19 protein-coding genes are annotated in these 21,329 nt (G+C 50.5%); 10 read left to right on the top strand and 9 right to left on the bottom strand.

Annotation, left to right across the window (positions count from 1 at the left end):
• Positions 1 to 146: 146 nt before the first annotated feature.
• Positions 147 to 650, top strand: a complete 504-nt coding sequence (locus tag H6F88_RS04610) for a hypothetical protein (RefSeq protein ID WP_190641575.1) — start codon at positions 147 to 149, stop codon at positions 648 to 650.
• 46 nt (positions 651 to 696) lie between these two features.
• Positions 697 to 4,875 (top strand): NB-ARC domain-containing protein, encoded by a 4,179-nt coding sequence (locus H6F88_RS04605; RefSeq protein WP_190641574.1) that lies wholly within the window; start codon positions 697 to 699, stop codon positions 4,873 to 4,875.
• A 147-nt stretch (positions 4,876 to 5,022) separates the two neighbouring features.
• Here the strand turns inward: H6F88_RS04605 and H6F88_RS04600 are convergent, their stop codons facing one another.
• Positions 5,023 to 5,160, bottom strand: coding sequence for a hypothetical protein (locus tag H6F88_RS04600; RefSeq protein WP_190641573.1), 138 nt, complete (start codon positions 5,158 to 5,160; stop codon positions 5,023 to 5,025).
• A gap of 198 nt (positions 5,161 to 5,358) precedes the next feature.
• Positions 5,359 to 6,753 carry a site-specific integrase gene (locus tag H6F88_RS04595; protein WP_190641572.1) on the bottom strand — a complete coding sequence of 465 codons (1,395 nt, stop codon included), beginning with the start codon at positions 6,751 to 6,753 and terminating at the stop codon, positions 5,359 to 5,361.
• A gap of 113 nt (positions 6,754 to 6,866) precedes the next feature.
• On the opposite strand from H6F88_RS04595, the gene H6F88_RS33125 reads away from it, so the two are divergent.
• Positions 6,867 to 8,549 carry a hypothetical protein gene (locus tag H6F88_RS33125; protein ID WP_242050392.1) on the top strand — a complete coding sequence of 561 codons (1,683 nt, stop codon included), beginning with the start codon at positions 6,867 to 6,869 and terminating at the stop codon, positions 8,547 to 8,549.
• 498 nt (positions 8,550 to 9,047) lie between these two features.
• Here H6F88_RS33125 and H6F88_RS33120 read toward each other — a convergent pair whose 3' ends face one another.
• The 7 genes from H6F88_RS33120 to H6F88_RS04555 form a co-directional block, all read right to left on the bottom strand.
• Positions 9,048 to 9,578, bottom strand: a complete 531-nt coding sequence (locus tag H6F88_RS33120; RefSeq protein ID WP_242050391.1) for a hypothetical protein — start codon at positions 9,576 to 9,578, stop codon at positions 9,048 to 9,050.
• 336 nt (positions 9,579 to 9,914) lie between these two features.
• Positions 9,915 to 11,621, bottom strand: coding sequence for an ATP-binding protein (locus H6F88_RS04580; protein ID WP_190641571.1), 1,707 nt, complete (start codon positions 11,619 to 11,621; stop codon positions 9,915 to 9,917).
• A gap of 64 nt (positions 11,622 to 11,685) precedes the next feature.
• Positions 11,686 to 12,456, bottom strand: a complete 771-nt coding sequence (locus H6F88_RS04575; RefSeq protein WP_190641570.1) for a hypothetical protein — start codon at positions 12,454 to 12,456, stop codon at positions 11,686 to 11,688.
• Between the two features lie 11 nt (positions 12,457 to 12,467).
• A complete protein-coding gene (locus H6F88_RS04570) occupies positions 12,468 to 12,983 on the bottom strand; it encodes a hypothetical protein (protein WP_199333453.1) in 516 nt (171 codons plus the stop codon).
• 64 nt (positions 12,984 to 13,047) lie between these two features.
• Complete coding sequence (locus H6F88_RS04565; RefSeq protein ID WP_190641569.1) at positions 13,048 to 13,545, bottom strand: hypothetical protein; 498 nt, start codon at positions 13,543 to 13,545, stop codon at positions 13,048 to 13,050.
• A 213-nt stretch (positions 13,546 to 13,758) separates the two neighbouring features.
• Positions 13,759 to 14,034, bottom strand: coding sequence for a hypothetical protein (locus tag H6F88_RS04560; protein WP_190641568.1), 276 nt, complete (start codon positions 14,032 to 14,034; stop codon positions 13,759 to 13,761).
• Positions 14,035 to 14,044: 10 nt separating this feature from the next.
• Entirely contained in the window at positions 14,045 to 15,052 is a 1,008-nt protein-coding gene (locus H6F88_RS04555; RefSeq protein WP_190641567.1) for a ParM/StbA family protein, read from the bottom strand.
• A 257-nt stretch (positions 15,053 to 15,309) separates the two neighbouring features.
• Between H6F88_RS04555 and H6F88_RS04550 the strand changes: the two genes are divergently transcribed.
• From H6F88_RS04550 to H6F88_RS04520, 7 genes are all read left to right on the top strand, one after another.
• A complete protein-coding gene (locus tag H6F88_RS04550) occupies positions 15,310 to 15,495 on the top strand; it encodes a hypothetical protein (protein ID WP_190641566.1) in 186 nt (61 codons plus the stop codon).
• The gene (locus H6F88_RS04545) at positions 15,479 to 15,841 is read left to right on the top strand and encodes a hypothetical protein (protein WP_190641565.1); all 363 of its coding nucleotides are present in this window, start codon (positions 15,479 to 15,481) and stop codon (positions 15,839 to 15,841) included. Before H6F88_RS04550 ends, H6F88_RS04545 begins: the two co-directional genes overlap by 17 nt.
• 10 nt (positions 15,842 to 15,851) lie before the next feature.
• Positions 15,852 to 16,151, top strand: coding sequence for a hypothetical protein (locus tag H6F88_RS04540; protein ID WP_190641564.1), 300 nt, complete (start codon positions 15,852 to 15,854; stop codon positions 16,149 to 16,151).
• A 10-nt stretch (positions 16,152 to 16,161) separates the two neighbouring features.
• Complete coding sequence (locus tag H6F88_RS04535) at positions 16,162 to 16,554, top strand: hypothetical protein (protein WP_190641563.1); 393 nt, start codon at positions 16,162 to 16,164, stop codon at positions 16,552 to 16,554.
• 23 nt (positions 16,555 to 16,577) lie between these two features.
• Positions 16,578 to 16,901 carry a fertility inhibition FinO-like protein gene (locus H6F88_RS04530; protein ID WP_190641562.1) on the top strand — a complete coding sequence of 108 codons (324 nt, stop codon included), beginning with the start codon at positions 16,578 to 16,580 and terminating at the stop codon, positions 16,899 to 16,901.
• A 200-nt stretch (positions 16,902 to 17,101) separates the two neighbouring features.
• On the top strand, positions 17,102 to 17,344 hold the full coding sequence (locus tag H6F88_RS04525; RefSeq protein ID WP_199333452.1) for a helix-turn-helix transcriptional regulator: 243 nt from the start codon (positions 17,102 to 17,104) through the stop codon (positions 17,342 to 17,344).
• A 398-nt stretch (positions 17,345 to 17,742) separates the two neighbouring features.
• Entirely contained in the window at positions 17,743 to 21,000 is a 3,258-nt protein-coding gene (locus H6F88_RS04520) for a plasmid replication protein, CyRepA1 family (protein WP_190641561.1), read from the top strand.
• Positions 21,001 to 21,329 lie beyond the last annotated feature (329 nt).

Below are 21,329 nucleotides of genomic sequence, written 5' to 3'. Positions count from 1 at the left end.
AGTTAAAGTACAACGTTATCTATGCTACCTTTGCCCCTTGTAAAATGGGCATCTTGTTCCGTCCAAACTAAACGCTGCCTCTCAATAGGAGTGTTAGACTCTAGTAAAAATTTTGGTGTACTTTTAACTGCTGGAGTTGTTTGAGTATGGCATTTGATCGTCTTGCTGATGTTCAAGCGAACCTGACGACACTCTATAAACAACTAGCAGGCGAAGAACGTGCCTTCTTACTGGCAGAGGAAGCAGAGAAGGTTCGTATTCAACAGAAGATTGATCTGACCTGGCAGCGGATTCGGGAATTTGAACGTGAATATGCCATTACGTTGAGTCAGCAGATCAAGCGACACGAATTACCAGAACCTGTTGCGGAGACAGTGACAGCCGAACTAGTAGATGAGCTTGAGATACTGACTCCATTACAACGGCAAGATGATATTAAGGCACTGCTGCAACAAATTCTGGAGGAATTACAGAAACCTGATACTCCAGCATCGGCAAAACTGAAGGTGGCAATTCCGCTGATTCCGAATGTAGTGAGTTATGAGCTTGAAGGGGATACAGAAAGTGTAGTGCGGCGATTATTCCCAACCTTCGTGAAGGCATATGAGGGATTGCGATCGCTTGCCTCACCGGAGGAGCAAAAAAAGTAACGGCCCTTGGTCTAACCCCACAGGGTCAAGGGCAACAGAAACGCAGGTGGGAGTTGAGCGGCGATCGCCCCTGAAACCGGGTGCGCCCTTTCCGAGAGTGCGGTTGCCAGAAAACTTTGTGGAGCGGCCGAAGGTGCTGAAAGCGGTCAAACAAAAGCTGCTAGCAGAGGATGAGCGAACGCTGGTAGTGAGTGCTATTTCAGGGCTGGGTGGGCTAGGAAAATCTGTTTTGGCGGCGGCGTTGGTGCTAGATAGAGAGGTGCAGGCACGGTTTGCCGATGGCATTTTGTGGGTAACACTGGGGCAGAGTCCTGACTTGCAGACGATGCTGGGCGAGTGGATTCGGGAATTGGATAAGTCGCGAGAGGCGTTTAGCGCCAATACGCTGGAGTCAGCTTCGCGGTATTTGGATAATCTGTTGGCGGAGCGACGGATGTTGCTGGTGGTAGATGATGTCTGGAATGCGGCTCATGCGGATTGGTTTCGGGTGGGGGGAGCGGGCTGTCGGGTGCTGGTGACGACGCGAGAGGCGCAGGTCGAGGGAGCAGAGTATTACGCACTAGATTTGATGTCAGAGCAGGAAGCCGTTGATCTGGTGCGGCAGAAGCTAGAGCGGCAGTGGAAAGTGGAGCAGGAAGCCCAGGTAAAAGCGTTTGCCAAAGTGTTGGGATATTTACCGCTGGCGCTGGATTTGGCAGCGAACCAGGTGCGGGACGGGTTGACCTGGGCAGAGTTGCGAGCGGAGTTTGAGGTAGAGCGGCGGGCGGTCGCTCTAGAGGTGTTGGATGCGTCGGAAGCGTGGGAGCGGCTGGATGAGGAGCAGCAGCGCAAGTATAGTTTGCGGGCGTGTTTTAACCTGAGTTTGCGGCGGCTGAAGCCAGAGCAGTTGCAGCAGTTTGCCTGGCTGGGTGTGCTGCCAGAGGATGTGAATTTAGAGGCGCAAGTAGCAGCAGTGCTGTGGCATGTGTCGCCTCTAAAGGCAAAGAAGGCACTGATTGACTTGCGGCGGCGATCGTTCTTGACGGATGGTGTAGCCACTCCCGAAGGTGAGCCAACTTACCGAGTGCATGACCTGATGCACGACATCGCCCGCAACCTGATCGAAGAAGGCACACTCAAATCTGAAACTCAAAACTTACCCTTAGCTCACCGGCAGTTTCTAGAACGTTACCAACAACGCGCTACCAATTGTCGTTGGGATGGCTTGCCCAATGACGGCTATATTCATCGCCACTTAACCTGGCATCTGGAGCAGGCAAATTGGACAGATGAGCTTCATGCACTGATGGCAATGAGTGATGCTCAAGGGCGGAATGCATGGTTTGAGGCGTGCGACCGGATTGGGCAACCCGCTATTTTTGTCGAAGATGTGGCTCGGGGATGGAGGATTGCAGAACGAGATTATGAGCAAGATAAGACGGGGGCGATTGTCCTGCAATGTCGCTATGCCTTGACCACCGCAACGCTGAATAGCCTGATCAGCAATCTGCCGATTGGCATGATGGCGGAGTTTGTCAAGCGAGACTTTTGGACAGTGGAGCAGGCTTGGGCTTATGTGGAGCAAATGCAGGATGAGCGGAAGACCGCTGGAGCCATTGCAGCGTTAGCACCTTATCTATCAAAAGCTCTGTTTCAGGTGGCACTAGCAGCAGCCCGGGAAATGCAGGATGAGGACAGTCGGGTAAAGGTGTTGAGCAACCTAGCTCAACTCGATGCTGCCGATTTCTCTGCATTGTTAGCAGCAGCCCGGGAAATTCAGCATGAGTACAAGCGGGCAGAGGTGTTGAGCAACCTGGCTAAACTCGATGCTGCCATCTTCCCCGAGGCATTAGCAGCAGCCCGAGAAATGCAGGATGAGTACAGGCGGGCAGAGGTGTTGAGCAACCTGGCTAAACTCGATGCTGCCATCTTCCCTGAGGCACTAGCAGCAGCCCGAGAAATTCAGCATGAGTACAGGCGGGCAGAGGTGTTGAGCAACCTGGCTAAACTCGATGCTGCCGATTTCTCTGCATTGTTAGCAGCAGCCCAAGAAATGCAGGATGAGGACAGTCGGGCAAGGGTGTTGAGCAACCTGGCTAAACTCGATGCTGCCGATTTCTCTGCATTGTTAGCAGCAGCCCGAGAAATTCAGCGTGAGTACAGTCGGGCAAGGGTGTTGAGCAACCTGGCTAAACTCGATGCTGCCATCTTCCCTGAGGCACTAGCAGCAGCCCGAGAAATTCAGGATGAGGACAGTCGGGCAAAGGTGTTGAGCAACCTGGCTAAACTCGATGCTGCCGATTTCTCTGCATTGTTAGCAGCAGCCCGAGAAATTCAGGATGAGTACAAGCGGGCAGAGGTGTTGAGCAACCTGGCTCAACTCGATGCTGCCGATTTCTCTGCATTGTTAGCAGCAGCCCGAGAAATTCAGGATGAGTACAAGCGGGCAGAGGTGTTGAGCAACCTGGCTCAACTCGATGCTGCCATCTTCCCCGAGGCATTAGCAGCAGCCCGAGAAATTCAGCATGAGTACAGGCGGGCAAAGGTGTTGAGCAACCTGGCTAAACTCGATGCTGCCATCTTCCCTGAGGCACTAGCAGCAGCCCGAGAAATTCAGGATGAGGACAAGCGGGCAGAGGTGTTGAGCAACCTAGCTCAACTCGATGCTGCCGATTTCTCTGCATTGTTAGCAGCAGCCCGAGAAATTCAGCATGAGGACAGTCGGGCAAGGGTGTTGAGCGACCTGGCTCAACTCGATGCTGCCATCTTCCCTGAGGCATTAGCAGCAGCCCAAGAAATTCAGGATGAGGACAGTCGGGCAAAGGTGTTGAGCAACCTGGCTAAACTCGATGCTGCCGATTTCTCTGCATTGTTAGCAGCAGCCCGGGAAATGCAGGATGAGTACAGTCGAGCAGAGGTGTTGAGCAACCTGGCTAAACTCGATGCTGCCATCTTCCCCGAGGCATTAGCAGCAGCCCGAGAAATTCAGGATGAGGACAGTCGGGCAAGGGTGTTGAGCAACCTGGCTAAACTCGATGCTGCCGATTTCTCTGCATTGTTAGCAGCAGCCCGAGAAATTCAGCATGAGTACAGGCGGGCAGAGGTGTTGAGCAACCTGGCTAAACTCGATGCTGCCATCTTCCCCGAGGCATTAGCAGCAGCCTGGGAAATTCAGCATGAGTACAGGCGGGCAGAGGTGTTGAGCAACCTGGCTAAACTCGATGCTGCCATCTTCCCCGAGGCATTAGCAGCAGCCTGGGAAATTCAGCATAAGGACAGTCGGGCAGAGGTGTTGAGCAACCTGGCTAAACTCGATGCTGCCGTCTTCCCTGAGGCACTAGCAGCAGCCCGAGAAATTCAGCATGAGTACAGTCGAGCAGAGGTGTTGAGCAACCTGGCTCAACTCGATGCTGCCGATTTCTCTGCATTGTTAGCAGCAGCCCGAGAAATTCAGGATGAGTACAGTCGGGCAAGGGTGTTGAGCAACCTGGCTAAACTCGATGCTGCCATCTTCCCCGAGGCATTAGCAGCAGCCTGGGAAATTCAGCATGAGTACAGTCGGGCAAAGGTGTTGAGCAACCTAGCTCAACTCGATGCTGCCGATTTCTCTGCATTGTTAGCAGCAGCCCGGGAAATTCAAGATGAGTACAGTCGGGTAAAGGTGTTGAGCAACCTAGCTCAACTCGATGCTGCCGATTTCTCTGCATTGTTAGCAGCAGCCTGGGAAATTCAGCATAAGGACAGTCGGGCAGAGGTGTTGAGCAACCTGGCTCAACTCGATGCTGCCATTTTCCCTCAGGCATTAGCAGCAGCCCGAGAGATTCAGCATGAGTACAGTCGGGCAAAGGTGTTGAGCAACCTGGCTCAACTCGATGCTGCCGATTTCTCTGCATTGTTAGCAGCAGCCCGAGAAATGCAGGATGAGGACAGTCGAGCAGAGGTGTTGAGCAACCTAACTCAACAGGTTCCTCAGGATATTCTACTCAGCCTCCAGAGAGCAATTCTGGATCTCACCTCCAAGCCCGCTCGTGTCAAGACCCTTAGTGGTTTCCTTTCTCGCCTTTCCCTCACTGTCCTACCGCATTCCGACTGGCAAACCTATCTCCATCTGATCGCTCAGCGTGAGCGATCGCATCTTATGCAAAATCTCGTCACGCTCTATCCTGCTATTCTTCACCTCGGCGGCAAAACAGCAACGCGAGGGGTTGTTGATGCAATGCGTGAGGTTTGCGAGCAGTGGAGATAGGGAAAGGTGAGTTTTTGCAGATATCTTTTGGGCGATCGCCTCAGCATACTCCCGTTTCCTGATAGGGATTGCGATGCAGTCGAGTAGGGCAGCGATGTCCTACTCGACTGCATCGCAATCCTTAAGGGACGATCGCCCACATCACTATTAGATGTGAGGAAATTCCTCAACCACTTCCTCTACCACGATGATCCTCAAGGTCACGTTGGCGGTCGTTGTTTCAGGCTCATCCTTCAGCAGTAAGAGGCGATCGTTAGCCGTTTGCTCGCTGCCCAGCGTAGCCAATACAGTTGATTCTTGTGTAAGACTCCACAGTCTTAAACAGCATCTCTCAAGACTCTGGAGTCCTAGAGAATGACTATGTGAAACTGCAGAGTCTTAGATAGTATTTTGTGAGGCTCTGCAGCCTGAGTCAGTTCTTTTCCCAATCTGAGGGTAGAGAGCCCGTCCTTGCAATCGAATCATCCATTGTTATTAGATTGTTCATGCCACAGTGAAATCTTGGCTAGTCAAAAGACTCAGCTGTTGACAATTCTCATCGATCGCTTTGGAACGGAGCTTAGATTTCTTTACCGAACTCCGTAGGGCTGCCCTTGCCACAACTTCTGATGATTGTGGTTGAATGCTCTGCTTCTGATTAATCGCAAACTTTGGATTTATCTCCACATCGCTGATGAGTTTAGCTGTCTCGATGATCGGTTTCGCTGGTAGCAGAAACCCTCTCTCCACTATTGAACTGCCTGTTTCGAGGATGTGCGAGCTTGAATTCTTACCCAGAGCATGTTCAATTGCTGCTTCATACACTTGCTGATCTACATCTTCAGAGATCCACCTGTGATAGGTTTTCGTATGCGTCTCCACGCTGTGTCCCATCCACCGAGCTGCAGCAACAACATCTACTTCTAAACGATGCGCTCTCACAGCCCAACAGTGACGGAGGTGATAAGGAGGGAAGGGAATTCCTACTTTTCGAAAGTGCTCGGCCACCTTGCTCCCAATCTGGGTGTTGTTCTTGCCTTTTTTCTCTGGTAGTTGCAGATTATGTAGGTCGAAGTGCTCTACCCATTCCTGATGAAAAGGAAAAGCGCGGCGTTTTCCTGTCTTTGTGCCATCCAGTATCGTCAGCATTACTCCCCCTCTCCTAAGTTCCTCATCGTCCAGGTAAAAGACCTCGTGAGGGCGCAGACCATAGGTTGCTATAAGACCAAACACCTGCCTCCAACTGGGGTGAGAAATGGCATTAGACCATTGCAGAATCTCTTGATCAGAGGGTAAATTTCGAGGAACTGAGTTTTTGGAAGAGAATTTGCCACGCAGAAGCTTAATAGATTTCGTATTTAAGTCTGCAAAGGAGCCTAACTTGTCAAATGCATCGCACATTCCCGCTCGAGGACAACTATCTGGCTTAGTCTTGTAAATCGTTTCGAGCAGAACTTCCAACGTTAAAGGAACTGCTTGGGGCAGGCGATGGAGATACGTGTGGTAGCCAACCCTCCAAGTTGATTCAGTTTTAGGAGAACGTTGACGACGGTGAAAGTACTCTGTTTCGAAGGCAGCAATCCACTGAGCAACCGTTCGAGTTTCAACTTCAGGGCTTACTTTAGGAAGATAGAGTGACCAATCAAACTCTTTGAGTGCTAGTGTGGCTCCGATCTTTTTAGCTTCTGCTTCCGCTCGCTGTAGTCCCTGTGGGTTAGCTAGAACCCTGAGCGCAATGTCTTGCTGATGGGCTTTGTCCTTCGTAGAGCCCGGTTTGGGTGGAAGAGTCGCTCTAGCATATAAGCGATCGCCCCTTTGAGAAATTCTCACCCCAGTGTTTGCAGCCTTGAGGCGTTGATTGACGAGCTGTAATTTTTCAGCAACAGATGATTTAGTCATGTTGTACCAGATGTAGGAAAAGAGCTTAACCTACTTATTTATTATAATGTCATATTAGTTAGATTTGCAAATCTCTTTAGGATGGAAACTATTGGAGTTACTCTAAATTCTGTATGCCTGATCGACAAAAGCCAGCTTCAATGTTTGAGGTGTTCACGACTTATGAACAAGCAGTTCGAGTCGCTGAACCCACTCACAAAGCAAATGCCGCGATCGCTCAACTCCAAACTGCCCTGCTGCGCTACACGTTGCCGGGGTGGGGCTTCTCAGGTCCTGTGGGTCAGCGACTCAAAGCTGCAGAAATTGAGGCAGGGCTAGAGCATCTCAAAAAAGTGCCATTAGACCAGTTACCCCAGGCACCTGAGATTCAGGAACAGCAGTTTGAGGAATTTGAGGTTCCTGGTAACAGTCGGCGCAACTACCGCTTAGCCCTTAATAAGATGATGAACTGGTGCCGCCAACAGGATTGGTATCCGGGTTCGCTCGAGGAACAGCGCAAGATTACTCCACGTCAGAGGGCACGCAAAGGTTCTGCTCAACAGGTACGCCTCACTTCTCGGAAGAGTCCTAACCAATATGGATTAGGGGCTGTAGAAGGAGATGTTCTTCCTGAGGATTTGAGACGAGAACTTTTTGCGTTCTATCAATTCCTTGTCAACCCGGAAGTGCGTCCCAATAAAGAAAAGGAAGTAGGAACCTCTACAGCGGAACAATATGTGCAATGGGTTCTCCTGTTCCTGGGTTGGCTCCATCGGATTCAAAAAGTACCGCTTGCCCAGTTGAGCTTGAAGCAGATTGTGGCATTTGAGCCGATCAAAACTGCTCAAGACCCGCAAGCTGCACAAAGTCGGGCAACAGCCGCAGCCCAAAGGACAATGAACTTAATTGAGGACTATCTGAACTGGCTAAAAACAGACCCGGAGGCAACCCCATCTGAGCAATCTGGTCGAGGTAGCCAGAGTCCACATACGGTGTCTAAGATACTGGTTGCAGTGGTGGCAGTTGCAAAGTTCCTCTATCGCTTGGAAACAGATTATCCCCGTGTTGAGAAGTATCTAGATATTCCTGTAATCGAACTGCTCCGTCAGAAGCAGCGGAAGGTCATCAAATTGATTCGTGACCATATATCCGTGAGTGATGAGTCAAAGAAGACATTCCAGTGGCAGGAATTTCTCAAGCTGGTCGAGGCACTCCGCCAGGAATGCGCTTCTCGGTTTCTGCAAAGTACTCAATCCAAAGCCCAAGGACAGAGCTTAGGGTCAGTTCGTCCCATTCGAGCAATCGCCCAAAGTTACCAACGATTTCTGCTCGCTGCTTTTCTGGCCTATTTGCTGCCGCAACGGCAGCGAGTTTACCGGAATTTGCAGATTCTGCGGGCTGAACCATCCCAAGAGTGGCACTTTTCTCGAGCAGAACCCACGACCGGAGGATTCTTGTACAAGCGAGAGCACTGCTGGTGGATGAAGTTGTCCTCAGAGCTGTGTAGTCAGAGCGAAGCAGCGGGTTCAGCCCAACTAGTCCCCGTGCCAAATGAGAAATACCCTGATGGGCGCTGCTTCTATGAGTATCTGGAAGAGTGGCTAGTTAAGTACTCTGGTGAGAGTGAGAACTTGGAGGTAAAGACTCAGGGGTTGCGTGCTGCCTGCAACCCACAGCATAGCTACGTCTTCACCACTAAAAAGGGGGAACCTTACAAGCACCCTGCGACCTTCGCCACCCTTTTACGCAACCCATCTTACCGCCTGCTTGGAAAAGTGCTCACCCCAGAATTAGTCAGGCAAATGACTCTGGAGTAGGCTAGCCCTGTAGGAGTCCAGGTGCAGCGTTTGTGAAGATTAGAACAGGGGGTGATGGGGGGATGATGGCAAAAACGGCTTGATCTGATCAGCTCTCACTTCCCTAATCTTTCACTACTCCACGAAGAACATTTGACAAGCTTTAACAATATTTGAACCCAAACGCTCTTTCCAAAAAAGCCCGAAAGCTGGCTAGAGCAACAAGCTTCGCTGATTTAATTCTGATTCTGGCACAATATGAGCAAATCGCGATTAGTTAGAATTTTGTCTAGCTTCCAAGACATTAGAAAAATGAAGTTGCTTGAGTGGTAAGGCTTTCAGAGGTCAGCTTGATTAGCTTCCCTAAACTTTCACTACTCTTGAGCCGATCTGCTGACCCATCTCCTAAGAGGCTAGTCGCATATAGCTGTATTACTGTAGGTTGTGAACTTGCTTAAGCCAACTCACACAGACATTATGGCTGTTTGTGAAGTGATCGGTTCCAGAGCCTCGTATGCTTTACCCTTTCCGAATGGAGCGCTTCTCCGGCGGTATTTCTAGTGCTTTAACGCAGCGCTCTACATGCCACTGCCACCGAGGCAGCCCGGAACCAGGCACGCTGATGTCCCGGTAGTGATGTCCATTCTTAAACAGTCCCTTGCGTCTAAGCTTACGCAGCTGTTCAGTAGAGATTCCCAGCTTGAATGCAGCAGGCTCTGTGAGAAACCACTCGGGTTCACCCCGCAAGTAATCCCGAACCGAAGCAGCGTCTTTGACTAACCGTAAATACTGTTCTGCCATGCTAGTTGAAACGGCTAGATCGGTTGTCAGTGCAGTGTTCCTATCCAGTTCAACAAAATACTGCCATCCTGTTACAGTGAATTGCATTCCCACAATCTGTCCGCTCTGCCAGTTCTGCAGGTTGTCTTGGACCTGCCACTTAACGCGCTCGCCGAAATGAAACTGAGGTTGGGTGAATGCTTGACGTTTTGGAATTGCGATTAACCAGACTTGATCTCGCGTCTGCATCTGTGAAGGGGGACGTGGCATATTGACTTTAGGTGGTTTCAGAGAAATTGAGTGGCGCTGATCCTGTTGAGGTATCAGGCAAGATTTCTAGGGGATGACAAAAGAGAATGATCTAGCAAAAGACTGGTTTCAATAAAAGGCTCAAACGAGGAAGAGCGAGCGATTATTGAACCTACACTTCCATCAATCACTCCTACTGCTAACAGAAACTCTCTGCTCTTGTAGAAGATTTTTTTCACTTTTGTGTTTGTTCCAGTGTGTCGCGTAAGTTGTCGCGTTCTGTCGCGTGGCTTGTCGCGTCCGTTGTCGTATAGGGCTGTCATGCTTGTCGCGTCGTACATGACAACCACGCGACAGCTAGTTTGCTCTGAACGTGACAGATTCGCCAGATTCATCTATCTCCCCGTAGTTCATATCAGATAAAAGCCCAAAGTACTGACGAATCTTTTCAGAGTTAGCATCCTTCAGCACTGAAAAGTTTTTGCGTTGAACATCACGAGGTTTAATCCAATCACCTTGCTCTTTAGCAAATAGCCAGATGGTTTTTAGTGGCTCACCTAATGCATCTGAAACCTTTAATGTTTCAGTATCACCTATGGCGTTAGTTGTTTCGGATGGAGCTGAGTAAACCTCTGGAAACATCGCTTCCAAGAAGCTAGGTTGCATCCAACTTTGAAGGCTAATTTTCTGCTCAATCGGTCGATTGTGGTCATCAAAATCAAGCCCACAAACCAGACCGTTAAGTGTCGGCACAACACCATTGGGCGTGTTTTTCGACCCTAGATAAAGGCTGGTCATGTCATCCTTGAGCCGTGCCTGTCCAGCCTTCCCCCCAAGGGCTTCTAAGGTGTCGTTATGGCTACACCCAATGATGAAATCTAAACTTGCTCTGGCTTTGCTGGTGACTTGGGGCAAGAATCCACCCAGCAGCCTGACATCTGAGATCGCCCCGCTCCAGGCAGTCATTTCGTCATAGATCCATTGCCGCCAGTTCTCGCCTCTGGAGTTAGCAAAAGCTTTGTACATCTCTCGGATGGAATCTTCAACAGCTTTGAAGTCATCTCCGCTGCCTCGCACATCCCAACGCCTTGACCAAATTGAATCAATTTTTAGATGGGCATTAGGGTCAGCGACCAAAGTAGAGCGGATGGGCTGTACTCCTTCATAGCAGTAGCCGGGAACCGAAAACATTAGCTCCCTTGCCATTGCAACAAAGCCAGCAAAGCTAGACTTACCAGAGCCAGGGCGACCAATGATCAGCGCAACTGGAGTTCTGATGAAGCTGATGAGCCATCCTCCCTCATGCTGTCTCATTGACCGCTCCAGCAGCTTCAGACGTGCGTGGAAGTTGAGCCGTTGTGCAATTTGCTCAGGAGATGCCCCCTTACATAGCAAGTCCTCTAAAGTTGGTTGAGGTGTGGAAGCTTGACGGTTTGCTACAGGGGCGATCGCCGCTGGCTGGGCAAATACAGGTTGCTGTACTGGTACGGCTGGTGTTGTGTCTTCAAAATCGTCTAGAGCTTGCGCTGGCACGTTCACCGCATTCAGACGAGTGTTAGTCCCTACTACTTGTTGCTGCTCCTGCTGAATTGCTCCTGCTGGCTCTTGGTCTTGTGCAGCAGGTAATTCCCCGGTCATCTCAGTAGCAGGTAGCTGTGGCTGTTTGAACTGGCGATACCAAGTGAGAAAATCTTGAGCATCGCGGCTAAGGGGCAATCTAGACTCTTCTGCCCAATCAAGCTGGTCATAGACTACCTCATCTCCAACCTGCTGCCTGAACTGGTGAAACAGTTCATTGGTGAGAATGCTGGCAACACAGCCAACGGCGATCGCCTCGTCATTCTTTGCCTTACGGCCGTTGATTTTCCAAGCCTCCCACACGCCCCAGCCAATCGGGATGGCTGCGACCAAGGGCGACGCAGTGAGTGAGGCAAAGGCTAAACCGCCAATTACGCCAGCAGTGGCAACTAGGGTAGGATTGCCCGATTTTTCGTTTGCCTCGTCAGCGATCGCCAGCCAATCATGGGCAGTGCGTTGAATTTTAGAGCGATTGAAATTCGTCATTGGAAATACCTGAAAGCTATATAAGAGAGGCGTTACGAGGTATCTTGCAACGCCCAAAAAGCAATTACTGAAGTTTCATGCCAACCTGCACGAAGCGGATAAGGTCACTGATCCAAAACAGGATGTCAACAACGATTTCGACGATGAACAAGGTTGCAAAAAGGGCGACAACATTGGCCCAGGCGATCAGACTCCATTGCCCCGTCAATAACACGATCATGAGTTCACCAGGTCCACCATTCTCAATAGGCGGATAGATCCAGATGCAGACGCACAAATCAATCGTGTAGGCAATTAGTTTCGCTTTCCGGGCATCCCTCATCGTGAGCAAGGGCAACCGATTGTAGAACTGCTTCATTGCCACCAGCAACGGATCATCGTCCTCGTGAATTACATATTTTTGGTGGCTGTTGGCATCATCGATCGTGTACTGCATGAAGGCACGATTGCGTCTCAGGAACTTCTCAAACAACTCCATCATTTGAAGCAAGCCCCAGAAAACAATGCCAATAATCCAAAAGGCAGTGATCGCGGAAACTCCTACTACTGCGTTGATTACGGGTACTTGACTAACGATTTCAAGGATGCCTGAATCCGCGATCGCTCTGCCGAATAGATATCGCACCGCCCGTTCGTAGGGAATGACATTGAAGAGGGCAATAATGATCCCAACTGATGCAGCCAACCAGTAGGCAATGTGAAGGAACCAAATGTTTTCGGCGTTTGCGCGAAAGAAGTTTCTGTTGCCTCTGCTGGTAGGTCTGTGGGGTATATCGGTTGTGCTGCGAGGGTTGCGAGTTGTACCTGGCGAGTTTGCTTTACGTCCAAATGCCATAGCTGTAACTCCTATTCGATGTTGGGCTGATTGATTTCTGCGTCTGCGTTGGAAGCGGCGATCGCATCCTCCACAACCTGCTTGTTGCCGGTAAATGCAAACTCGCCTGCTACTGGATTGCCATCCACTGGAACAATGCGGGACGTGTTTCCGAAGGCATCACAAACGACAGTGCCAGCAGGGAGCGGAACCCCTCGAACTGCATCCAGGACTGGCTGACCTTCAGTGAGAGAAGTAAATTTGCTAGGGTCGTCACTCGCTACGACCAGGACGCAGCCTCCGCTGTAGCGCTTTTCTGCAATCTCTGCTTGTTGCTCTACAAACAATGAGGTTGCCTGAAGCTGCTGGTTTAGTTCACTGTTCTCCATTGCCTTTTCTCTCACCCGTCCGGTTGCCTCCATGTTTTGGGCAATGGTGGGGAAGTTGACGGCAGCAGCTAGCGTCATGAGAGCGATCGCTGCGGATGGAACGGGGTTGCGTTTAATCCAGTTCGGTTTGTTTTGGGATTGGTACTCTTTGAAGTCCATTAGCTGATTCTCTAGATAGGTAAAAGTCGCCCTCAGCAACAGCTAGGGGCTTTGATGGTGAGTGCTATGGGGCGGTCATCATCATTTCGATTCGGTTAGCCAAGCGGGGATCTGATTCAACTACCTGCCTCCAGGCTTGGCTCACAAGCGCAATTTGCGCGTCTGTGCGTTCGCCACCAGCCGCAATGATGCAAGACACTTCTTCAGCTAAATCGTTGCTAACGCCTGCATTGGCAAGCTGACGGAGGAATTCGATTTGCAGACGATACTGTTCTCTTGACTGAGCTAACAGCGACTCCATAAAGCCAAATTGAGTGCTGTAGTCCATCGGCTCAAGCTGAAGGAGGATATCTCTGATCTCCTGTGGGGTGTCCTTGCTGTCGCCCAGAATGCCTAATGCATCTGCCATACTGCCGTCCATGAAGTGCATCGTGGCGATCGCACTAATCATGAACAGCTTTTCAGTAATGTTGATGCGCTGTAGCTGGTTGCCGTATTGGTCTACCAAACCATCAAAAAATCCATCGCGGTCTGAAGCGTAGTAGCCTAAATCCTTTGCCATGATGAGAATTAGCTCCTATGAATGAGTGAGTGGGAGTGATGCCAGCCCGAAACTTTGGTCGGGGACGGGCTGGTTAGTTGTCATTTACTCGATCAATCGATTGCTGTAACTCCTTTAGAGTGAGGGTTACAGCTTCGAGAGAGAGTTGCAAGATGTGTAGCCGTTCGTGCATTTGAGTGATGAGCGGGTGCTGTCGCTCGATTTACTCAGCGGTCACAGTTCAATTGGCTCCGTGAATTTGAAACCGTCGCCCCTAGATGTAGGCTCAGCAGCAGGGGCGATCGCCTGAACTGGCTGCGTGTAGGAGCTAGATGGAGACGGATCAGGATATCGATTTGGGTCAAGCTCCCAGGTTTCGATCAGGTGCCTGCCATACCGAGAAACCATCAGGGCGATCGCCTGCGAGGGGCTGGCGGTCTTGGTCTTGGATTGAATCTGATCAACGACAGCTCTAATGTCTGGGTCGAGGACGATGCGGGAGTTTGCCATTAGTTCACCCTCACAGTCTTGTCATGCCCAGAATGCTGATGAACTGCGGATCAGGAGCAATCTTGAAGCGTCCCTTAGTAGCAATCTGCAAGGGTTCTGCAATTGGAGCAGAGCCGCCAATGATCAGAACTTCGCCCAGTTCACCGGAGCTAAGCCAGCGCCCCCAGCGAGTCTTGACCTCGCCTCGAATCTCGTCAAGCCACTCAGCACGGGCATTTTCAAAGGCACCTCGGAAGTTAATGCCGGAAGTTCCCAGTTCGTAATCGCCGCGCTCAATGCCATCCATGATTGCCGCAAGTGGGGCTGATGCTCCGATTTGAGCATTGAGGCGAACGCTGATTTTGATTGCCAGTTCCTTGGTCCCTGGCAGAATCAGGTCTGCATCTCGCATTAGTGATCCAGAGACGCTGTAGAGCCTGCCGATGCCAGTTCCACCACCGAGATCTAGAACACCGTTGATGTTCTGTCTGCTGCTGTAGAGCCGATGGAGCGATGCCCACCTGTAAGCCGCAAGGGTTTCATCAATCGGCTCAACCTTACGAACAGTGGCAATGACGGACTCACCGTTGCGCGTAAATTCGTGGATACCTTCGATCGCCTTGACCTGTTTAACTGCTAGCTCAGAACGGCTGGTCGGAAGGGCGATTCCCAGTCTCTCTACTCGTAGTGTGTTCTGCCCTAGATTTGGCTCTAATGCAGCCAGGACAAGCTTCCGCGCTAGTTGGCACTTGTCATCTTGAACAACTGGAATCCCAGCGTTATCACGGGCCACGGCACCCAAAACGAAATGCTCACCCTCAAACTCAATCACAACGCTTTGATCGTCTGGCTGCATGTCCTGCCAGCTGGGGTCAAAGTGCTTGATGAATGCCGGAATGCTGCGAATTCGACCGCAAGGATCGAGCCATTGCAGCGTTCTGTTGCCGCCGTCGAAGCAGACTAAGGGGCGAATTAGCCCCGTGTTCTCTGAACGTTCGCTCAATGTTCCTTTTGTGGACTTAGACAACGCTGAAGTCATGCTGTCTTTTCTCCTGCTTGAGTTTGGTAAAAGCTTTGCAATTACTGAATCTGAAGTCAGTTCAGAGGCAACAGAGGGAGTGGCGAGCGCTTGTTTTTCTGCGTTCGTAGCGTGTTCGCTCACTGTCCGTTACTTGAACAAGATACTAGCATAAATTTGTAGCTAATAGATAGCTATTTGCAATAGATCTGCTATCAAAAGATAGACGATAATAGTCTGAAAGAAACTTAAAGCTAGTATTAGCAGCAAGTAGATCTATGATCCAAAACGTGAGCAAACGAATTTTCGTAACACTCCCTGATACCGTTCACCAAGACCTAGAGGGATGGGCGGAGTATCAGGGCAGACCAACAGCGAATCTTGCAGCCTACCTGATTGAATTAGGGCTTAGGGAAGCAAAGGATCGCGGCGAATTCAAGAAGCTCGATGACAAGGGCAAGTGAGGCGATCGCCATGACTCAATCAGAACCATCGCGACTGGATCGCATCGAGCGAATTCTAGAGCAACTTGCGCTGCGGGCTGAGGTGACTGATCAACAACTTGCGTCTAATGCTCAGCAAATCGCCTCCAACGCCAGAGCGATTGAAGCTAACAGCAACGCACTCGCCGAAACACGTCGGTTGCTTGAGGAGTCAGGACAACGTACTGATGAACACATCCAGGATTTAACCCAGATGTTTTTCTCACAAGTAGAGTTGGCAGCAGCAGACCGCGCCGAGATGCGGCGAATGATTGAAGAAATGTACGGCAATCGTTCCAACGGGAACGGAAACAGTGAGGAAGAGTGAGGCGATCGCAATGCCACCAAAAGAGCCACCAGGCGGGATTGAACTTAAGGTCAGTCAAATTCAGAGGACAGTGGAGCTTACCAACGTGAGAATTACCGACCTCGATCAGCGGTTAACGAGTAGGTTGGATCGCGTTGCCGAAAACTTGGAAGCCATCACCGATCAGATCGGACGGTTCACCGAGAATTTGACGCGGCTGGAGCTGCAAATAGAGCGAATTGCAGACACAAGCCAGCAGCAGGCTGAGACGGCAGCACGACAGGCTGAGAGCGTATCAAAGCTCATTGACCTGTTGCAACGGCAGATCTGAGGCGATCGCCATGAGAAGCAAACCTTTTGCAGCAATCGCCCTAGCAGCAGCCTTTGCGGTACCTGTTACCATGCCTGCAAGAGCAAACCCAGCAAGTCCCACACCCCCGGCAATTTGTGGCACGGGAGTAGGATGCCTTCAGATTGGGGTTGCTGGGATTGGAGGAATTACCTATTACGTTTGGGAAGACAATCAAACTGGAGGGAGATACTACTCACCTATCGAAGAGCCTGGAGAGGTGGTCTCCGAGTGGGGTGAGCCGATCATTGCGGCAAGCCCTGAAGAGGCAGATTGGGAATGTACAGCCAGGGCACAACAGTACGGAGTTTCGCGCGCCAGAGTTCAACAGCCTAGCAGGATTAGGAGCGGGCAAAATCAGCAGTATCGCTGCTGGTTCAGCTAATTGTTAAGCCAAGAGGTGAAAAGATGCCTGTTTCAGGAAAGTTAGAAGTCACTATCAAAATCAACGAAATGCCTGAAGCGCAGACGGTTGAGAACGGTTGGAAGTCTTTTGAGATAGACTGCGACGGGCAATTGATAACTGCAACCGTTAAGCCAAAAGTTTGGAAGAAACTGGAGGATGCCCAAGCAAACTATCCAGAGTGGGTAGCGGCGATCGCAGGCAAAATGGGCACTGCAACTGAGCAGGGGTTCGTACTGGAGCAACCCAACATCCAAGTGTTTGAGCGCAAGCCGAAGGAACCTCAAGCAGAGGGTGAGAAAAAGGAGCAGAAGTTGCCAATGGTGTAACAGATGGTGCAACTATCAGCAGCACAACAGCAAACCATTAATTTGCTGATTGGAGAACTGGCATCTTAACCCTAGTAATGTTTGCTGATGCTTTGGTTGAAGTAGAGAAGCAAAAACCATTTGTTGGGACAGAGAAATGATCGCTTTTGCTAGATCTCTGCTACGATAAGCACCAAGTCTCAACTACCGGACTACCAGTAATGAAAGTCACAATTCCCATGTCTGTCGGTGAAAGAATTTTGAAACGCCGTAAAGAACTAGGACTAACACGCTTGCAAGTTGCTTTAGCTGTGGGATGTGTTGAGTCTTCAGTACAGGCTTGGGAAACGGGACGCCATGCTCCAAAGCTAGTACCAGTCCAAATGCAGCGCCTTTGTGACATATTGCAAATCTCGCTAAGAGAATTAGCCGCTGAAGATGGAGAGGCTAAGAAACATGATTAATTGTTTGCCAGGAGGAGATAAAACAAAAACTTAATGCGGAAGCCTCTGAAAGCAAGAACTTCCAAAGGCTGAAAAAACTTAAATAAACCAAAAACCGAGCCGCCTACTCAGACTGCATCCCCATGTCGCCAAACCTGTGATGCAAATTTGAGTTCACCAACGTCCCGGTTCCGGTCTCTTAGCACTACTAGATGTCTAGCAGGCAAGAATTGTCTATGCTTTTTTCTTTAGTGGATGCACGTAGTCCCGTGAATTCCAGATGGATTCCGGAGAATGCTTCCATGTCGATATTAGCAAAAAACTACCTTTTTGCCACCCTGACCCTCAGGGTGTAAGAGACCTGAATTCAAAGTAACGTGACGGCTCGGCTCCCATCCAACACCACAGGGTAGCCGACAATGAAAATTTCTTACGCTGCAAACTTCAAAACCGTCGAGAAGACCGATCCCCAGAAACTAAGGGACAGAGAGACATTCAAATCTACTCAGGGAAGGGGTTGCAAGATAACTCCTCCAATCAAACCCGGAGTAGCGATCGTCCCTGCACCAAAGACTTTAACGCCATCACTTGAGCAGTTTAGCCACAAGATTAAGCAGGAGTTCATTCAGGGATCGGCAATTGACCCTGAACTCTATCGCACTGCCGTATCCATCGTCTGCGACGTTGAGCCAACAGAAGCAGGTGATGTCTTTACGCCCATCCATGAAGCACTGAACTGGCAATACACACGGTTTGGGTATCAGGTCAAAGAGTCTTTTCAGGCAGCACTGATTCTCAATGAAGATGGCTCAACCTGGCAGGCAAAGCTCAGTAATCCTAGATGGGACACTAAAAAGGGCAAACAGCAGAAGTATGAGACTCCTGTAAGCAACGGGTCAAAGGCTTACCTTCCTCCTGTTCCCACAAGCATCAGGCAACGAATCAGCACCAGGTTTGGGGTAGAAGTGCCTCTGGATGGTTCCTTCTGGCAGTGGCTAGAGAAGCATCCAGAAATTCCCGTCGTCCTGACCGAGGGGGCTAAAAAGGCACTCTCGCTCCTCAGCTTGGGCTATGTGGCGATCGCCTTCTACGGGGTCAACGGCGGCTACTCCACGAAAGACCGCTTAGGAAATCCTATCGATCCCTCCCTCATTCCTGACTTAGAGCGATTTGCTACAGAAGGACGGCGAACCTGCCTTGCCTTTGACCAGGATGAGAAATTTAAAACCCAGCGGCGGGTTAATACCGCTCTAACTCGATTCGGCAGTTTGCTGAAGGCTGCTGGCTGTGATGTAGCGATCGCCCTCTGGGATGGTGAGCAGGGCAAAGCGAAGGGGGTCGATGACCTGATCACTACTCGTGGCGCTGATGCCTGGCACCAGGCGCACGATGGGGCTCTCTCACTCGAACACTGGAAGATTTGGCAGCGGCTAGAAAATCGTCTGACCTACAGTGCGGCGCTGCGAGTTAGCACGGCTGATTTAAGCACTTTGCAGATAGCAAATCTCCCAGAGCAAGGGATTATTGCCATTGCCTCATCGAAGGGATCGGGGAAAACGAAGTTCCTCGGATCGGTTACTGGCGGTGCTGAAAAAGTGATTGCAGCAGGGCACAGAACTGCGCTGATGCGGAACCTTTGCGATCGCTTGCAGCTTGGCTACCGAGGTGATTTGGACAAGGTAGCCGGAGAATTCATTAACGGTTGTGCCTACACGCTGCGGGTTGGGCTGTGCGTTGATAGCCTGCTTGCAATCGACCCTAGCCGCTTTGCAGGGTGCGATTTGATTCTAGATGAAGTGGTGCAGGTGGTTCGCCATTTATTGACCAGCTCGACCTGTCAGAAGGAAGGGAAACGCCCTGCATTACTAGCCCGTTTCCGAGAACTGATTCAAGCGGCGCGGCGGGTTCTGCTGGCTGATGCTGATCTAGACAATGCGACGCTCAATTATATTCAGGAGTTGCGAGGGGACAATTCGTCTGTTTTCCTCATCCGCAACGATTACACCGCCACTGGCTACCCGGTGCGGTTTATTCAGTCTCCTGACCAGACCACCGTTATCGGCGAGCTACTCCAGGCTGTGCGACAGCTAGAAGCTGGCAAGGTGCTGATGGTTTGCACCGACAACAAGGGGAAAGCGATCGCCCGTTTGATTGCCAAAGAATCGCCCCAAAAGCGGGTACTGCTAATCAATTCTGAAACCAGCGGGAGCGAGTGCGAACGGGAGTTTATTCAAAGCCCTGATATTGTCCTGGAGCGGGGCGAGTATGACGTGATTATTGCCTCTCCGTCAATGGCAACGGGAGTGAGCATTGAAACTCAAGGCGTTATCAGCCAAGTCTTTGGAATTTTTACGGGCGGCAGCTCCACCGATGCTGACATGGCTCAAGCGCTGGGACGGGCCAGAGAATCTGTTGAACGGATTGTCTGGTGTGCCAAGCGCGGCTCCAATTTCAGCAAGGTTAGCCGCTCAACCCATGCACTTGAAGTAAAGTCTCACCTGCAATCAAGGACAAGTGCCACAGTCAGATTGGTTCGCTCTGGGCTGAGGGAAGATACCGTTGAGGCGATCTCCAGCTATGACTGGCAAACTGACCCCCACGTCAATTTGTTTAGCCGGATTAGTGCAGCGCAGAACTTCTCAATGCACAGCCTGAATACTGCTCTACTGGTGCGGCTAAGGTATGAAGGAAATCGGGTTCAAGTTGAAGATCATTGCTCTAACTCGATTGTTAAAGCACTGCTGCGAGACGCAAAAGACGAGCTGAGGCAGATGGACGCGGTGGCACTGATCAATGCTCCCCAGCTCACTTACTCTGACATCCTTCTACTTGAGCAGCGCGAAACCTTAAGTCCAGAAGAACAGTTAGCCCTTTCACGGTTCTACCTGGCTGATTTCTATTGCCTGGATACCCTGACTGTAGAGGATGTCTTATGGGATGAAGCGGGGCGGCGACGGGGGGAGCTGCTCAGCTTAGAAGCGCAGCTCTACCCCGGCATGGCAATTGACTTCACTGCAAAAACATTGCAGAAGCAGGCATCCTGGAATCGAGGGATTTGTCCCTGGGATATCAGCGGCTCTGAACTGCGTCGCGCGCTCAGGGCCAAGCTTGGGTTAGAGACATTTTTGAATCCCGATCGAGAGTGGACTAAATATGACCTAGAGGAGGTAGCAAACGTCGCAAGACAGTTGGCTACACAAGTCAAAGTTGCATTAAACTTCACCGTTAGCTCAAAGGTGAGTGACACCCAAATTGTTCATCAGCTTCTATCTCAGATGGGTGTGAAAACTGTTTGGCGGTGGTCACGCTCGGTAAAGGGGCACAAAGGCGAAAAGCTCCGAGTTTATCGCCTTGATATCGAGCATTGGCAACGGGTGACCGGAATCTTGAAGGAGCGCAAAGCTAGGCGAGAGCGATTTACTCAGGACAGCGCTGCCCCTGGATCATCCCCCCAGTTATGTAATCAAAACACAGGGGATGATCCAATCCAAAACAGGATTTGTGACCCGGACCAGCCAGTATCGCTTGAATCACCGGGAAACGTGAAAGAACTTCTGGCAAGTACCACAACTTCAGAATCAATAGAGGAATTAGAACAGGGAAGCCCTAGCTGGTTCCCCCTTCGTAGGGAGGCAACCTCCAAGAACTTGAGCAGAGGGTTTTTCGAGGAGGCTTAGCTTTAGCAATGGACACTGTTGGCGGAACATTGCTTAACACTCCGAAAAACTTGAATATTCGTCGTTCCTTAGCTGAGATGCATTGAGTTCCGTAGGTCGAACAAGGGGTAAAGGTAGCGTAGCTGCAACGAAGTGCCATGCGATGGCTAGAAGTTATATCCTGTGAGAGTTTCAGAAAAGTTTTCATAATTTTGCCTCAACATCCCAACAAATGGTCATTTTCGGGCAAGTTTTGGAGTAGAAAAGGCTTCAAACGCTTATTCTGTCGTAGATTTTGTAGGTGATCCAAGCATCATTTTCGGGCAAGTTGCTATTTTTCGTTTTTTTTT

This window comes from Oculatella sp. FACHB-28 (assembly GCF_014696015.1).
Classification (GTDB): domain Bacteria; phylum Cyanobacteriota; class Cyanobacteriia; order Elainellales; family Elainellaceae; genus JAAUTN01.
This window is presented reverse-complemented; position numbering and strand designations above follow the sequence as displayed.

What these genes read in the sequence shown, in the direction of transcription:
- H6F88_RS04545 (WP_190641565.1), top strand. Translation starts at nt 15,479, where the DNA reads ATGACAAGGGCAAGTGAGGCGATCGCCATGACTCAATCAGAACCATCG.
- H6F88_RS04610 (WP_190641575.1), top strand. Translation starts at nt 147, where the DNA reads ATGGCATTTGATCGTCTTGCTGATGTTCAAGCGAACCTGACGACACTC.
- H6F88_RS04550 (WP_190641566.1), top strand. Translation starts at nt 15,310, where the DNA reads ATGATCCAAAACGTGAGCAAACGAATTTTCGTAACACTCCCTGATACC.
- H6F88_RS33125 (WP_242050392.1), top strand. Translation starts at nt 6,867, where the DNA reads ATGCCTGATCGACAAAAGCCAGCTTCAATGTTTGAGGTGTTCACGACT.
- H6F88_RS04560 (WP_190641568.1), bottom strand. Translation starts at nt 14,034, where the DNA reads ATGGCAAACTCCCGCATCGTCCTCGACCCAGACATTAGAGCTGTCGTT.
- H6F88_RS33120 (WP_242050391.1), bottom strand. Translation starts at nt 9,578, where the DNA reads ATGCCACGTCCCCCTTCACAGATGCAGACGCGAGATCAAGTCTGGTTA.
- H6F88_RS04525 (WP_199333452.1), top strand. Translation starts at nt 17,102, where the DNA reads ATGAAAGTCACAATTCCCATGTCTGTCGGTGAAAGAATTTTGAAACGC.
- H6F88_RS04530 (WP_190641562.1), top strand. Translation starts at nt 16,578, where the DNA reads ATGCCTGTTTCAGGAAAGTTAGAAGTCACTATCAAAATCAACGAAATG.
- H6F88_RS04595 (WP_190641572.1), bottom strand. Translation starts at nt 6,753, where the DNA reads ATGACTAAATCATCTGTTGCTGAAAAATTACAGCTCGTCAATCAACGC.
- H6F88_RS04540 (WP_190641564.1), top strand. Translation starts at nt 15,852, where the DNA reads ATGCCACCAAAAGAGCCACCAGGCGGGATTGAACTTAAGGTCAGTCAA.
- H6F88_RS04555 (WP_190641567.1), bottom strand. Translation starts at nt 15,052, where the DNA reads ATGACTTCAGCGTTGTCTAAGTCCACAAAAGGAACATTGAGCGAACGT.
- H6F88_RS04580 (WP_190641571.1), bottom strand. Translation starts at nt 11,621, where the DNA reads ATGACGAATTTCAATCGCTCTAAAATTCAACGCACTGCCCATGATTGG.
- H6F88_RS04570 (WP_199333453.1), bottom strand. Translation starts at nt 12,983, where the DNA reads ATGGACTTCAAAGAGTACCAATCCCAAAACAAACCGAACTGGATTAAA.
- H6F88_RS04575 (WP_190641570.1), bottom strand. Translation starts at nt 12,456, where the DNA reads ATGGCATTTGGACGTAAAGCAAACTCGCCAGGTACAACTCGCAACCCT.
- H6F88_RS04565 (WP_190641569.1), bottom strand. Translation starts at nt 13,545, where the DNA reads ATGGCAAAGGATTTAGGCTACTACGCTTCAGACCGCGATGGATTTTTT.
- H6F88_RS04535 (WP_190641563.1), top strand. Translation starts at nt 16,162, where the DNA reads ATGAGAAGCAAACCTTTTGCAGCAATCGCCCTAGCAGCAGCCTTTGCG.
- H6F88_RS04520 (WP_190641561.1), top strand. Translation starts at nt 17,743, where the DNA reads ATGAAAATTTCTTACGCTGCAAACTTCAAAACCGTCGAGAAGACCGAT.